Source organism: Pseudomonas sp. Leaf58 (assembly GCF_003627215.1).
Lineage (GTDB): Bacteria > Pseudomonadota > Gammaproteobacteria > Pseudomonadales > Pseudomonadaceae > Aquipseudomonas.
In genome coordinates this window covers 125,160-139,317 of sequence record NZ_CP032677.1, presented here as the reverse complement: position 1 = coordinate 139,317, position 14,158 = coordinate 125,160, and the positions used below count along the sequence as shown (strand labels likewise).

The window sequence follows — 14,158 nt, the reverse complement described above, 5'->3', positions numbered from 1 at the left end:
TGGACTCTCCGTGTGACCCGATGGGTTCTTCCATGCCAGAGCGGCGCTTGTAAGCCACCTCAGGCGGAACTATGTCGATAAACGCTTGACGGTTTTTGACGTCAATATTCCGTCTATAACTTTTTGGAATTACTTAAATGCCAAACTATTGACCTTATACAGGCCATCCTAAACAATCGGCAATGTAATGTCACATTGATATTTGAACCTTAGCCAACCGTTTTCTACGGACAAATGTCGCACATCATAGAAAGCGTATTTTCGTTCAATTCAAGCGCCCTTTCCCACACCTGGCAGTCGAAATTAATGGTGCAGGGCAACCGTCCATCGGGAGCTGGCAAGGATTCTGACGTCAATATTCAGGCCATTTTCAACCGTCGAGCTGGCTGCCTGCCTACAAGCACAAAGCTTGCCTAACGACAGACGTGCAATGGCCGAGCTGCAAGGCGGCACCAGGCGCGTAGACAGCCTTGGCCGGAACAACTCACAGCACTGCAACAGCCGGCGCAACGATTTGTCGCAGATCAAAGACATAGCGAACCACTGCGCAAATACTGCCAGCCCGAAACGAGAAAATAGAGCAGATCGGTAAATTCTGGTCCCATCGACGAACTGCTTTATCAATAGATGATTTACGACTAGTTAGTTACACCAAGCCGTCAACAAGCCAGCGCCTGTTTCATGGCACCAATGCAAGCCGATAATGTTGCACCTCTGCTAGCTGCCAGATGGCAGGCTATGCTGCAAATTAGCTTCGGCTTGGACGCTGACTGGATCAAACGTGAAACATCCTCCGCCCAGCATCGTCTGGTAAGCATGAAGACCGTAGAATTGTTTACTCCATATCGATTCAAGGCGACCATTAGTGAGCTGTTCCGGTGTCAGAGTGCCGTAGCCCTCCTGACAACTGCTTGACAGCACTATTGAACGCTAGGGTGAGCCGCCCCGAACGGCGGCACACCCACCCCACCCACCACAAGGATGAAGAGAGCGCCGCGTGGAATCCGAAGTCAGTCGAGTCCAACTCAGCCACGATCCACGCAGTCAGCATGACGATCCCCTGCTGGATAGTCTGTTGAGCCTGTGTGTCCTGCACCAGAAACCTGCCAGCCGGGTCATGTTGACCACTGGGCTACCGCTGCCCGCCCAGCGCCTGAGCCCCGAGCTGTTGCCCCGCGCAGCAGCCCGGGCCGGCCTGCAGGGGCGCCTTCTGCAGCGCAAGCTGGAGCAGATCCCGAGCATCGCCATGCCGGCGATGCTGCTGCTTAAAGAAGGCCGCAGTGCGGTCCTTCTGGGCTGGGAGAACGAAGATACTGCACGCCTGCTGCTCAGCGAGAGCGATGGCGGCGAGGTGCACGTCAGCCGCGAAGCCCTGCTGAGCGACTACAGTGGCCGCGTATTCTTCGCCCAGCCGCAGCACAAATTCGACGTCAACCACGGTAACCTCATCCCGCGGGCGAAGTCGTGGTTCCGCGATACCTTGCTGCGCAGCAAGTGGCTGTATATCGACGCCATCGCTGCCAGCCTGGTGATCAACCTGATTGCCCTGGCCGCGCCGCTTTTTGTGATGAACGTGTATGACCGAGTGGTGCCCAACCAGGCGACCTCGACCCTTTGGGTATTGGCCGTCGGCATCGCTGGCGCTTATATCTTCGACCTGATTCTCAAGGGCCTGCGCGGTTTGTGCCTGGATCTAGCCGGCAAAAAGACCGACCTGATCATTTCGGCGACGCTGTTCGAACGCATTGTCGGCATGTCGATGAAGTACCGCCCGGCCAGGGTTGGCAGCTTTGCCCAGAATATTCACGAGTTCCAGGGCCTGCGCGATTTCCTCGCCTCGTTGACCCTGACCAGCCTGATCGACCTACCGTTCACTATCCTGATCCTGATTGTGATCGCCATCATTGGCGGGCACTTGGTGTGGATTCCGATCATCGCCTTCCCGCTCGCCCTGGGCATTGGCTACGCCCTGCAACGGCCACTGATGGCGACCATGGAGCGGACCATGGCCCTGGCCTCGGAGCGCCAGTCCAGCCTGATCGAAACCCTGGCCGGCCTGGATGCGGTGAAGGTCAACAACGCCGAAAGCGAACGCCAGTACATGTGGGAGCAGACCCTTGGCACCCTCAGCCGCCTGGAACTGCGCGTGAAGGTGCTGTCGAGCCTGGCAATGAACATCACCCTGCTGATCCAGCAACTGGCGGGTGTGGCGATGATTTGCGTCGGCGTATACCTGATCATTGACGGTAACCTGAGCATGGGCGGCCTGGTTGCCTGCTACATGCTCAGCGGCCGCGCCCTCGGCCCGCTGGGCCAGCTCAACGGCCTGCTCGCCCGCTACCAGCAGGCCAAGGTGACCATGGTCTCCACCGACCACATGATGGAGCTGCCGCAAGAGCGCAACTTTGAAGAGCGCCCGCTTAGCCGTAGGGTGCTGCAGGGCAGCGTAGAGTTCCGCGGCGTTGATTTTACCTACCCGAACCAGCAAAACCAGGCTTTGAAAAACATCAACCTCACCATTCGTCCCGGCGAAAAGGTGGGCATCATCGGCCGCAGCGGCTCGGGCAAGAGTTCGCTTGCCAAGCTCATCGTTGGCCTGTACGAGGCCAATAGTGGGTCGCTGCTGGTCGATGGCGTGGACATTCGCCAGATTGACGTCAGCGAACTGCGCCACAACATCGGCTACGTTCCGCAGGACATCCAGTTGTTGGCAGGCACTCTGCGCGACAACTTGGTCAGCGGCGCCCGTTATATTGAGGATGAGTTGATCCTGCAGGCCGCCGAGTTGGCTGGCGTGCATGAGTTCGCCCGGCTGCACCCGGACGGCTACGAGCTGCAAGTGGGTGAGCGGGGGCAGAACCTGTCCGGCGGCCAGCGGCAGAACGTAGCCCTGGGCCGCGCACTGTTGCTCAACCCGCAAATCCTGCTGCTGGACGAGCCGACCAGCGCCATGGACAACACCGGTGAAGAACGCCTCAAGCAGCGTCTGCAGGCAGTGGTGGAAGGCAAGACAGTTCTGCTGGTTACGCACCGTGCCTCGCTGCTGTCACTGGTAGACCGATTGATCGTGATCGATCGCGGGCAGATTGTCGCCGACGGCCCGAAAGCCGCGGTCATGGATGCGCTGAAAAAGGGGCAGATCAGTGTTGCATAAGCTGGATATGGGACAATTCAAGGACGGCCTGAGGCGCTATTTCAAAGGCTCCGACTCACTGGGCGGCCAGCCTCTGCCCGAGGTCAACAAGGCCCTGATCGAGGATGCGCCACGGGTTGTGCGGCTGACCATCTGGGGGGTGATCCTGTTCTTCGTGTTCTTGATCGTGTGGGCCAGCGTCGCGCCCATCGATGAGGTCACGCGGGGTGAAGGCAAGGCCATTCCATCTTCCAAGGTGCAGAAGATCCAGAACCTGGAGGGCGGCATCGTCGCTGAAATCTTCGCCAAGGAAGGGCAGATCGTCGAAGTGGGCCAGCCGCTGTTACGCCTGGACGAAACCCGCTTCGCCTCCAACGTGGGTGAAACCGAGGCCGACCGCCTGGCCATGGCCTTGCGGGTGGAGCGTCTGAGCGCCGAGGTGGAAGACAGCCCGCTAAAAATCGATGAGGCACTACGCAAGGCCGCGCCAAGCCAGGCCGCCGGCGAAGAGTCGCTGTACCTGAGCCGGCGCCAGCAACTGCAAGACGAAATTGGCGGCCTGCAACAGCAACTGGTACAGCGCCAGCAGGAGTTGCGTGAATACAGCTCTAAACGCGCCCAGTACGCCAACAGCCTGGAACTGCTGCGCAAAGAGATCAACATGTCCGAGCCGCTGGTTGCCACGGGGGCGATTTCCCAGGTGGAGGTACTGCGCTTGCGCCGTGCCGAAGTGGAAAACCGCGGCCAACTGGATTCCACCGCTCTGGCCATTCCACGTGCCGAGGCAGCCATCCGCGAGGTGCAAAGCAAGATTGAAGAAACCCGTGGCAAGTTCCGCAGCGAAGCGCTGACCCAGCTGAACGAAGCGCGCACCGAGCTAAACAAGACCACCGCCACCAGCAAGGCGCTGGATGATCGCGTGCACCGCACCATGGTCACTTCGCCGGTGCGCGGTATCGTCAAGCAGTTGCTGGTGAACACCATTGGCGGAGTGATCCAGCCCGGCAGCGATATCATCGAAATCGTGCCACTGGACGACACGCTGGTAATCGAAGCGAAGATCCTGCCCAAGGACATCGCCTTCCTCCACCCCGGCCAGGAAGCGACAGTCAAGTTCACGGCCTATGACTACACCATCTACGGTGGGCTCAAGGCCAAGCTGGAGCAGATTGGCGCCGACACCATCACCGATGAAGATAAGAAGACTACCTACTACCTGATCAGGCTGCGCACCGATCGCAGCCACCTGGGTACTGACGAGAAGCCGCTGTTGATCATTCCGGGGATGGTGGCCACGGTAGATATCATGACCGGTAAAAAGACCATCATGAGCTACCTGCTCAAGCCAATCATGAAGGCACGTTCAGAAGCGCTGCGCGAGCGCTGATAGCCAACCCTACCGCCGCTCTGTGTAGGAGCGGCTTTGTGTAGCGAAAGGGCCGCAGAGCGGCCCAGCACTTCAAGGATCGCTGCTTAACCCTGGGGCCGCTCTGCGGCCCTTTCGCTACACTAAGCCGCTCCTACAGGGGTCGCGTAGGGCCAGTCAGCGCCAAGGCGCAGGTTCGCCAACCAACTGCCCCTGAATCCCGCCCACGCCCATCTCCTGCAACACCAGCCGCTCCCCTTCCGTCTCTACACGCTCGGCAATCAACGGCAGGTCAATGCTGTGCGCCGCGCGCTGGATGGCTTCGATGAACAGCCGCTTGTGCTGCTCACGGTCGATATTGCGGATGTAGCTGCCGTCGATTTTCAGGTAGGCCAGGCCCAAGTGCGCCAGGTTGCCGATCATGCTGAAGCGCCCACCAAAGCGTTGCAGGGCCAAGCCGAACCCTAGCGCGTGCAAGCGCCGATTCAGCTGCTCGAGGGCAGACTGCTCGGGCAGTTGTTCTTCGCCAATTTCGAAGACCAGCCGCGGCCCCAGCGCCGTATGCTGGCCCAGCAATTCGTAAACACGCTGCAGTGCCTTGGGGTCGGCCAGGGTAGCGGCTGACAGGTTCATCGCCAGCACCTGGTCATGCCCACGCAGGTGCGCAAGCACCTTCTCCAGTACCAGCAGGTCCAACCGTGACATCCAGCCGAAACGCTCCAGCCAGGGCAAGAAGCGACCCGCCGGCAGCGCCTCGTCGGGCCCCTCCTGCAAGCGCGAAATCACCTTGTGGTGCAGTATCCGTTGCGCAGTGGTGCAGTCCACCACAGGCTGGAAGAACAGTTGGAAATGGCCGCGGATGAACGCTTGGTCAAGCCGCTCGTACCAAGCGTGCTGACTGTCCGCTGCGACGGCAGCCACACCCTGCTCCAGGCAGACCCAGCCTGGCGTCGGCTGGTTCTCGGCGCGGGCCAGTGCCTCGTCTGCGAGCTTGAGTAGCGCCTGTGGTGCGTCACCAGGGCTGTAGGGCGCAAGGCCGATGCAGGCCACCGGATCGATATCACTGGCGCCGGTTTCATGCAGGCTTTGCAGCGTCGCTTCCAGGGCCTGAGCGAGTTGCACCGCCTCCTCATGCACCATGCCTGGTGCCAGCACGGCAAACTCGCCGCCACGGCTGCGGGAAATCAGGTCGTTGGTTTCCGGGTAAGTGGCACAGGTGCGGCGCAACTGCTCACCCACTGCCTGCAGCAGCTGGTCGGTACGCTGGCCGCCAAGGCGAGCGTTCAACCCCGCCAGCCCCTGGACCCGCAGCAACAGCAGGTAGCCGGTGCGCGCTTCTTCCAGGTTGCTCACCCGGGCGTTCAGCTGCATCTCGAAATAACGGCGGTTGGACAGCCCAGTCAGGCTGTCCTGGTAGGATTCGGCACGCAGTCGCTCACTGCGCTCGGCCTGCTCGGTGAACAATGCCTTGAGCTTTTCGACCATCTGATTCATTGCCTGCACCACCCGGCGCAGTTCTGGTGTACGCGGCAACTCTGGCAGGCTGAGGAATTCGCGGCGAGCAATGGCGTGAGATTGCTCCACCATGTAGTCCAGCGGCCGTAACTGGCGGCGCAACAGCAAGGCCCCAAGCACAGCACTGGCCGCACCACACAACAGCAGCCAGCCCAGGCTGCCCAGAGCGCTTTGCCAGAGCTTGGCGATGGCGAACATCGGGTGGCTGATCACTTCAACCCGCGCAGCCTGCTGCCAGCCGCGGCTGACAATGGCATCGCCACCGGCAGCCTCCAGACCGATCAAGTGCACGAACCAGCGCGGTACACCGCTTGGGTCCGGCTCGGCGTGGCGCTCCACCAGCACGGCATTGGAGCCTAGGTCGACCACCTTGATGCTTGCATAATAACCACTGTCGAAAATCGAGCTGACCATCAGTTCGACCATCGCTGGGTCATCGATATTCGGCGTAAGCGACAGCGCCAGCGCGGTCGCCGCATCCTGGGCGTGCGAGCGCAACTGGTTGACGTACTGGCTACGTGAGCTTTCCAGGCTGACCATGAAACTGCCACTGAAGGCGATCACCAGGAACAGGCAAATGGCCAACAGCAATTGTTTGAACAATGACATCTGTGCTCCTTCAGTAAACCGGCTCGGCCGGAAACCCTTCGGCCTGCATTTTCTTCAGCAAATCCTGCCAGCGTGACAGCCGCTTGGTATCGCCGACCTTCTTGTTGCCTGCAGCGCCCGTCAACCACAGCCCCTCGCCATTGAAGGCATACACCGGCAACAGGTCGGTACGCTGGCTGGCTGGCTTGATGGCATCCATCAGGCTGTCGAGCACCAACGGCTGTGCTTGTGGGTTTGAATAATAGGTCAGGACCATGTGCGCCCGGTTCTGCCGCAGCGCCTTGACATAGGTGATGCGCAGTTTTTCGCTGGGGATACCCATGCGCCGCAGGCTGAAATACTTGGCGATAGCGTAGTCCTCGCAGTCCCCTGCGCCCTTTATCAGCGCCTGCACCGGTGTGGCCCAGTAATCGACCTCATGCCACAGATCGATGTCCTCGACATAGCGCAGTTGCTGGTTGAAGAATCGGTTGACCACCTGCAAGCGCTCAAGCTCAGTACCCTGTTTCTGCGTGGTCATCAGGTTCTGCCAAGCATCGATACGGCCCTGCCCACTCCCCAGCGGGCCATATAAGGCCTGCGATTTGCGGCTGATCTGGGAAAAGTCCCAATCCGCGTGCAAGCCGCCAAGCAGCAGAATGCCCAGCAGCGCGGCAAGGCCGACACGTTGCACAACGGTTTTTAGCATCCAGGATATCGCCACTGCGAAGCCCTGTTCAGGCCAGTCGAAAGCAGCGATGGTGCGGCTTGCCACGGCAAAAAACAATGGCACCCTGCAATCATGCACCCGCTGGTCAGCCGACCTACACTTTATGCTTATAACCTTCTGTAGGTTGCTTCCTTTGACAGGCGACTTCATCCACCATAGCCGCGCTTTTGGGGCACCCTTCCAGTTCGGCTGCAAGTTTGACACTCCCATGAGCTGTTACTAGTGTCATTGGATCCAACTTTAGTCATTGTTAAGGCAGGCGTTGCGTGGCCGAGAAAATCAAATTGAGCAATGTGCTGGCCAGCGAACAGCTGTTGCCGCACCAGGCCCGTGGCGTGATTGAAGAACGCCTGCGCAGTGCCATTCTTGATGGCCGCTTGCCCCCGGGTACGGCTGTGCGACAACAAGAGCTCGCCACCCTGTTCGGTGTAAGCCGCATGCCCGTGCGCGAGGCCTTGCGCCAGCTTGAGGCGCAATCACTGTTGAAAGTGGAGATGCACAAAGGCGCAGTGGTTGCGCCGTTGATCGGCGAAGATGCGGTGGACACCTATGCCCTGCGCATCCTGCTCGAGGCGGAAGCACTACGCCAATCGATTCCGCTGCTTGATGCCAACGACATCGCCAACGCCCGGGGCTATATCCAGCAATTGGAGAACGAAACCCGCCACGCCGAAATCGGTCGCCTCAATCGCCTGTTCCACATGGCGTTGTACAACAAGTCGCCGAACAAAAAACTGCTGCGCCTGATCGAGGACGAACTGAATGAGGAAGAACGCTTCCTGCGTTTCCATCTATCGTCCATGGGACTGGGAAAGCTCACCCAGGACGATCACAACGCGCTGGTGGATGCAGCCTGCGACAAGCTGGTGGATGAGGCGGTAGCAGTGCTGGAAAACCACCTGAATAAGGGTGCGCGGGTGATCCGGAAGTACCTGGATACGCAGCTGGGAGACTAACCTGGTAGCGATATTGCACTGGGCGCTACCCAACGATGTGCAGGTGACCGACAGCTAGAAACTGTCAGGCCCGCTCCCAACTCGGGTTATACGGGCTCTGTTGGCAAGCCCGGAAAAGACAAAGCCCCTGTCTGCAGCGCAGACAGGGGCTTTGGATTTGAATCTTGACGATGACCTACTCTCACATGGGGAAACCCCACACTACCATCGGCGATGCATCGTTTCACTGCTGAGTTCGGGATGGGATCAGGTGGTTCCAATGCTCTATGGTCGTCAAGAAATTCTGTGTGCTGGCCCGTCCTTCGGACGTGCCTGCGAATCTCTGTAGTTCCTACTTAAAGACAAAACCCCTACCTGCATGCGCAGATAGGGGTTTTGCGAAATGAATCTTGACGATGACCTACTCTCACATGGGGAAACCCCACACTACCATCGGCGATGCATCGTTTCACTACTGAGTTCGGGATGGGATCAGGTGGTTCCAATGCTCTATGGTCGTCAAGAAATTCTGTAGCCAGAATGTCCAGATGGACAGCCCAGCGAATTCGGATATGTGATATTTGTGGTTCGTTGCGAACTTTCGGTTCGTATCATCTTCACCACCACAATTTGGCTTCGTGCGCAAATTGCTTGGGTGTTATATGGTCAAGCCTCACGGGCAATTAGTATTGGTTAGCTCAACGCCTCACAGCGCTTACACACCCAACCTATCAACGTCGTAGTCTTCGACGGCCCTTTAGGGGATTCAAGATCCCAGTGAGATCTCATCTTGAGGCAAGTTTCCCGCTTAGATGCTTTCAGCGGTTATCTCTTCCGAACATAGCTACCCGGCAATGCCACTGGCGTGACAACCGGAACACCAGAGGTTCGTCCACTCCGGTCCTCTCGTACTAGGAGCAGCCCCTCTCAAATCTCAAACGTCCACGGCAGATAGGGACCGAACTGTCTCACGACGTTCTAAACCCAGCTCGCGTACCACTTTAAATGGCGAACAGCCATACCCTTGGGACCGGCTTCAGCCCCAGGATGTGATGAGCCGACATCGAGGTGCCAAACACCGCCGTCGATATGAACTCTTGGGCGGTATCAGCCTGTTATCCCCGGAGTACCTTTTATCCGTTGAGCGATGGCCCTTCCATACAGAACCACCGGATCACTAAGACCTACTTTCGTACCTGCTCGACGTGTTTGTCTCGCAGTCAAGCGCGCTTTTGCCTTTATACTCTACGACCGATTTCCGACCGGTCTGAGCGCACCTTCGTACTCCTCCGTTACTCTTTGGGAGGAGACCGCCCCAGTCAAACTACCCACCATACACTGTCCTCGATCCGGATAACGGACCTGAGTTAGAACCTCAAAGTTGCCAGGGTGGTATTTCAAGGATGGCTCCATGAGAACTGGCGTCCCCACTTCAAAGCCTCCCACCTATCCTACACAAGCAAATTCAAAGTCCAGTGCAAAGCTATAGTAAAGGTTCACGGGGTCTTTCCGTCTAGCCGCGGATACACTGCATCTTCACAGCGATTTCAATTTCACTGAGTCTCGGGTGGAGACAGCGCCGCCATCGTTACGCCATTCGTGCAGGTCGGAACTTACCCGACAAGGAATTTCGCTACCTTAGGACCGTTATAGTTACGGCCGCCGTTTACCGGGGCTTCGATCAAGAGCTTCGCTTGCGCTAACCCCATCAATTAACCTTCCGGCACCGGGCAGGCGTCACACCCTATACGTCCACTTTCGTGTTTGCAGAGTGCTGTGTTTTTAATAAACAGTCGCAGCGGCCTGGTATCTTCGACCGGCATGGGCTTACGGAGCAAGTCCTTGACCCTCGCCGGCGCACCTTCTCCCGAAGTTACGGTGCCATTTTGCCTAGTTCCTTCACCCGAGTTCTCTCAAGCGCCTTGGTATTCTCTACCTAACCACCTGTGTCGGTTTGGGGTACGGTTCCCAGTTATCTGAAGCTTAGGAGCTTTTCTTGGAAGCATGGTATCAACCACTTCGTCGCCTAAAGGCAACTCGTCATCAGCTCTCGGCCTTAGAATCCCGGATTTGCCTAAGATTCCAGCCTACCACCTTAAACCTGGACAACCAACGCCAGGCTGGCCTAACCTTCTCCGTCCCTCCATCGCAATAACTGGAAGTACAGGAATATTAACCTGTTTTCCATCGACTACGCTTTTCAGCCTCGCCTTAGGGACCGACTAACCCTGCGTCGATTAACGTTGCGCAGGAAACCTTGGTCTTTCGGCGTGCGAGTTTTTCACTCGCATTGTCGTTACTCATGTCAGCATTCGCACTTCTGATACCTCCAGCAAGCTTCTCAACTCACCTTCACAGGCTTACAGAACGCTCCTCTACCGCATCATCATAAGATGATACCCGTAGCTTCGGTGCATGGTTTGAGCCCCGTTACATCTTCCGCGCAGGCCGACTCGACTAGTGAGCTATTACGCTTTCTTTAAAGGGTGGCTGCTTCTAAGCCAACCTCCTAGCTGTCTAAGCCTTCCCACATCGTTTCCCACTTAACCATGACTTTGGGACCTTAGCTGACGGTCTGGGTTGTTTCCCTTTTCACGACGGACGTTAGCACCCGCCGTGTGTCTCCCATGCTCGGCACTTGTAGGTATTCGGAGTTTGCATCGGTTTGGTAAGTCGGGATGACCCCCTAGCCGAAACAGTGCTCTACCCCCTACAGTGATACATGAGGCGCTACCTAAATAGCTTTCGAGGAGAACCAGCTATCTCCGAGCTTGATTAGCCTTTCACTCCGATCCACAGGTCATCCGCTAACTTTTCAACGGTAGTCGGTTCGGTCCTCCAGTCAGTGTTACCTAACCTTCAACCTGCCCATGGATAGATCGCCCGGTTTCGGGTCTATACCCAGCGACTAAACGCCCTATTAAGACTCGCTTTCGCTACGCCTCCCCTATTCGGTTAAGCTCGCCACTGAATATAAGTCGCTGACCCATTATACAAAAGGTACGCAGTCACCTAACAAAGTAGGCTCCCACTGCTTGTACGCATACGGTTTCAGGATCTATTTCACTCCCCTCTCCGGGGTTCTTTTCGCCTTTCCCTCACGGTACTAGTTCACTATCGGTCAGTCAGTAGTATTTAGCCTTGGAGGATGGTCCCCCCATATTCAGACAAAGTTTCTCGTGCTCCGTCCTACTCGATTTCATTGATAAGAGATTTTCGTGTACGGGGCTATCACCCACTATGGCCGCACTTTCCAGAGCGTTCCACTAATCTCAAACCAACTTAAGGGCTGGTCCCCGTTCGCTCGCCACTACTAAGGGAATCTCGGTTGATTTCTTTTCCTCAGGGTACTTAGATGTTTCAGTTCCCCTGGTTCGCCTCTTGCACCTATGTATTCAGTACAAGATACTCAGCTTATGCTGAGTGGGTTCCCCCATTCAGAGATCTCTGGATCACAGTCTGTTTGCCGACTCCCCAAAGCTTATCGCAGGCTACCACGTCTTTCATCGCCTCTGACTGCCAAGGCATCCACCGTATGCGCTTCTTCACTTGACCATATAACCCCAAGCAATCTGGTTATACTGTGAAGACGACATTCGCCGAAAATTCGCACGTCGCTCTTTCGAGCAGAACTCACAAATTTTACCTTAGCCTGATCCACCAGCAGTGAAACTGGTGTTCAGTCTATTTCTATCACATATCCGAATTTTTAAAGAACGATCTGACAAAAGCCAGAAATCAACATTCGAAGCGAATGCTCATTTCTGAGTTTGATCAAGCAGTACAGCGTAAGTGGTGGAGCCAAGCGGGATCGAACCGCTGACCTCCTGCGTGCAAGGCAGGCGCTCTCCCAGCTGAGCTATGGCCCCGCATATTGGTAGGTCTGGGCAGATTTGAACTGCCGACCTCACCCTTATCAGGGGTGCGCTCTAACCAACTGAGCTACAGACCTATATAGGGTCTTGATCGTCTTCAACTTCTTGAATCAAGCAATTCGTGTGGGTGCTCATCAGCAGGCTGATGTCGTCGATTAAGGAGGTGATCCAGCCGCAGGTTCCCCTACGGCTACCTTGTTACGACTTCACCCCAGTCATGAATCACACCGTGGTAACCGTCCTCCCGAAGGTTAGACTAGCTACTTCTGGTGCAACCCACTCCCATGGTGTGACGGGCGGTGTGTACAAGGCCCGGGAACGTATTCACCGCGACATTCTGATTCGCGATTACTAGCGATTCCGACTTCACGCAGTCGAGTTGCAGACTGCGATCCGGACTACGATCGGTTTTGTGAGATTAGCTCCACCTCGCGGCTTGGCAACCCTCTGTACCGACCATTGTAGCACGTGTGTAGCCCAGGCCGTAAGGGCCATGATGACTTGACGTCATCCCCACCTTCCTCCGGTTTGTCACCGGCAGTCTCCTTAGAGTGCCCACCATTACGTGCTGGTAACTAAGGACAAGGGTTGCGCTCGTTACGGGACTTAACCCAACATCTCACGACACGAGCTGACGACAGCCATGCAGCACCTGTGTCAGAGTTCCCGAAGGCACCAATCCATCTCTGGAAAGTTCTCTGCATGTCAAGGCCTGGTAAGGTTCTTCGCGTTGCTTCGAATTAAACCACATGCTCCACCGCTTGTGCGGGCCCCCGTCAATTCATTTGAGTTTTAACCTTGCGGCCGTACTCCCCAGGCGGTCAACTTAATGCGTTAGCTGCGCCACTAAAATCTCAAGGATTCCAACGGCTAGTTGACATCGTTTACGGCGTGGACTACCAGGGTATCTAATCCTGTTTGCTCCCCACGCTTTCGCACCTCAGTGTCAGTATCAGTCCAGGTGGTCGCCTTCGCCACTGGTGTTCCTTCCTATATCTACGCATTTCACCGCTACACAGGAAATTCCACCACCCTCTACCGTACTCTAGCTTGCCAGTTTTGGATGCAGTTCCCAGGTTGAGCCCGGGGCTTTCACATCCAACTTAACAAACCACCTACGCGCGCTTTACGCCCAGTAATTCCGATTAACGCTTGCACCCTCTGTATTACCGCGGCTGCTGGCACAGAGTTAGCCGGTGCTTATTCTGTCGGTAACGTCAAAACAGCAAGGTATTAGCTTACTGCCCTTCCTCCCAACTTAAAGTGCTTTACAATCCGAAGACCTTCTTCACACACGCGGCATGGCTGGATCAGGCTTTCGCCCATTGTCCAATATTCCCCACTGCTGCCTCCCGTAGGAGTCTGGACCGTGTCTCAGTTCCAGTGTGACTGATCATCCTCTCAGACCAGTTACGGATCGTCGCCTTGGTGAGCCATTACCCCACCAACTAGCTAATCCGACCTAGGCTCATCTGATAGCGCAAGGCCCGAAGGTCCCCTGCTTTCTCCCGTAGGACGTATGCGGTATTAGCGTTCCTTTCGAAACGTTGTCCCCCACTACCAGGCAGATTCCTAGGCATTACTCACCCGTCCGCCGCTGAATCGAAGAGCAAGCTCTTCTCATCCGCTCGACTTGCATGTGTTAGGCCTGCCGCCAGCGTTCAATCTGAGCCATGATCAAACTCTTCAGTTCAATACTGCTTGGGTTTTTAAGAAACCCTAAACTTGGCTCAGCAATCTCAAATGACTATGTGATTTCTCGCATGGTCACTTGTGATGCTGATAATCTTTTTGACTATCAGTCCGTACTCACAAGCACCCACACGAATTGCTTGATTCAATTTGTTAAAGAGCGTTTGGTTAAGAGCTTTTCGTCTCAACCGAGGCGCGCATTCTACGCTTTCCTCAGAGCCTGTCAAGCGTTTATTTTGAAGTTTTTCGCGAGAAACTCGTTTAACTTCAAACACTTAACTCGCTTCGATCTCTCGTCGCGGGAGGTGAATAATACAGCATTCA

Annotated in this window: 5 protein-coding genes, 2 tRNA genes and 4 rRNA genes; 3 read left to right on the top strand and 8 right to left on the bottom strand. The window is 56.3% G+C overall.

What is annotated here, in order from left to right:
* Positions 1-997: 997 nt before the first annotated feature.
* Together DV532_RS00665 and DV532_RS00660 are read left to right on the top strand one after the other, a co-directional pair.
* The gene (locus tag DV532_RS00665; RefSeq protein ID WP_056797575.1) at positions 998-3,154 is read left to right on the top strand and encodes a type I secretion system permease/ATPase; all 2,157 of its coding nucleotides are present in this window, start codon (positions 998-1,000) and stop codon (positions 3,152-3,154) included.
* Between the two features lie 7 nt (positions 3,155-3,161).
* The gene (locus DV532_RS00660; protein ID WP_177339528.1) at positions 3,162-4,520 is read left to right on the top strand and encodes an HlyD family type I secretion periplasmic adaptor subunit; all 1,359 of its coding nucleotides are present in this window, start codon (positions 3,162-3,164) and stop codon (positions 4,518-4,520) included.
* A 156-nt stretch (positions 4,521-4,676) separates the two neighbouring features.
* Here DV532_RS00660 and lapD read toward each other — a convergent pair whose 3' ends face one another.
* Together lapD and lapG are read right to left on the bottom strand one after the other, a co-directional pair.
* Positions 4,677-6,623 carry a cyclic di-GMP receptor LapD gene (gene lapD / locus DV532_RS00655; RefSeq protein ID WP_056797570.1) on the bottom strand — a complete coding sequence of 649 codons (1,947 nt, stop codon included), beginning with the start codon at positions 6,621-6,623 and terminating at the stop codon, positions 4,677-4,679.
* A gap of 10 nt (positions 6,624-6,633) precedes the next feature.
* Complete coding sequence (gene lapG / locus DV532_RS00650; protein WP_177339527.1) at positions 6,634-7,395, bottom strand: cysteine protease LapG; 762 nt, start codon at positions 7,393-7,395, stop codon at positions 6,634-6,636.
* A gap of 203 nt (positions 7,396-7,598) precedes the next feature.
* On the opposite strand from lapG, the gene DV532_RS00645 reads away from it, so the two are divergent.
* Complete coding sequence (locus DV532_RS00645; protein ID WP_056797567.1) at positions 7,599-8,288, top strand: GntR family transcriptional regulator; 690 nt, start codon at positions 7,599-7,601, stop codon at positions 8,286-8,288.
* 162 nt (positions 8,289-8,450) lie between these two features.
* Here the strand turns inward: DV532_RS00645 and rrf (DV532_RS00640) are convergent.
* The 6 genes from rrf (DV532_RS00640) to DV532_RS00615 form a co-directional block, all read right to left on the bottom strand.
* Positions 8,451-8,566 (bottom strand): 5S ribosomal RNA (gene rrf, locus DV532_RS00640).
* A 109-nt stretch (positions 8,567-8,675) separates the two neighbouring features.
* Positions 8,676-8,791, bottom strand: a 5S ribosomal RNA gene (rrf, locus tag DV532_RS00635).
* Between the two features lie 138 nt (positions 8,792-8,929).
* Positions 8,930-11,822 (bottom strand): 23S ribosomal RNA (locus tag DV532_RS00630).
* Between the two features lie 238 nt (positions 11,823-12,060).
* Positions 12,061-12,136 (bottom strand) — tRNA-Ala (locus tag DV532_RS00625).
* Between the two features lie 6 nt (positions 12,137-12,142).
* Positions 12,143-12,219, bottom strand: a tRNA-Ile gene (locus DV532_RS00620).
* Positions 12,220-12,298: 79 nt separating this feature from the next.
* A 16S ribosomal RNA gene (locus tag DV532_RS00615) occupies positions 12,299-13,835 on the bottom strand.
* The 16S, 23S and 5S rRNA genes sit together here with 2 tRNA genes alongside, the layout of an rRNA operon.
* Positions 13,836-14,158: the final 323 nt, after the last annotated feature.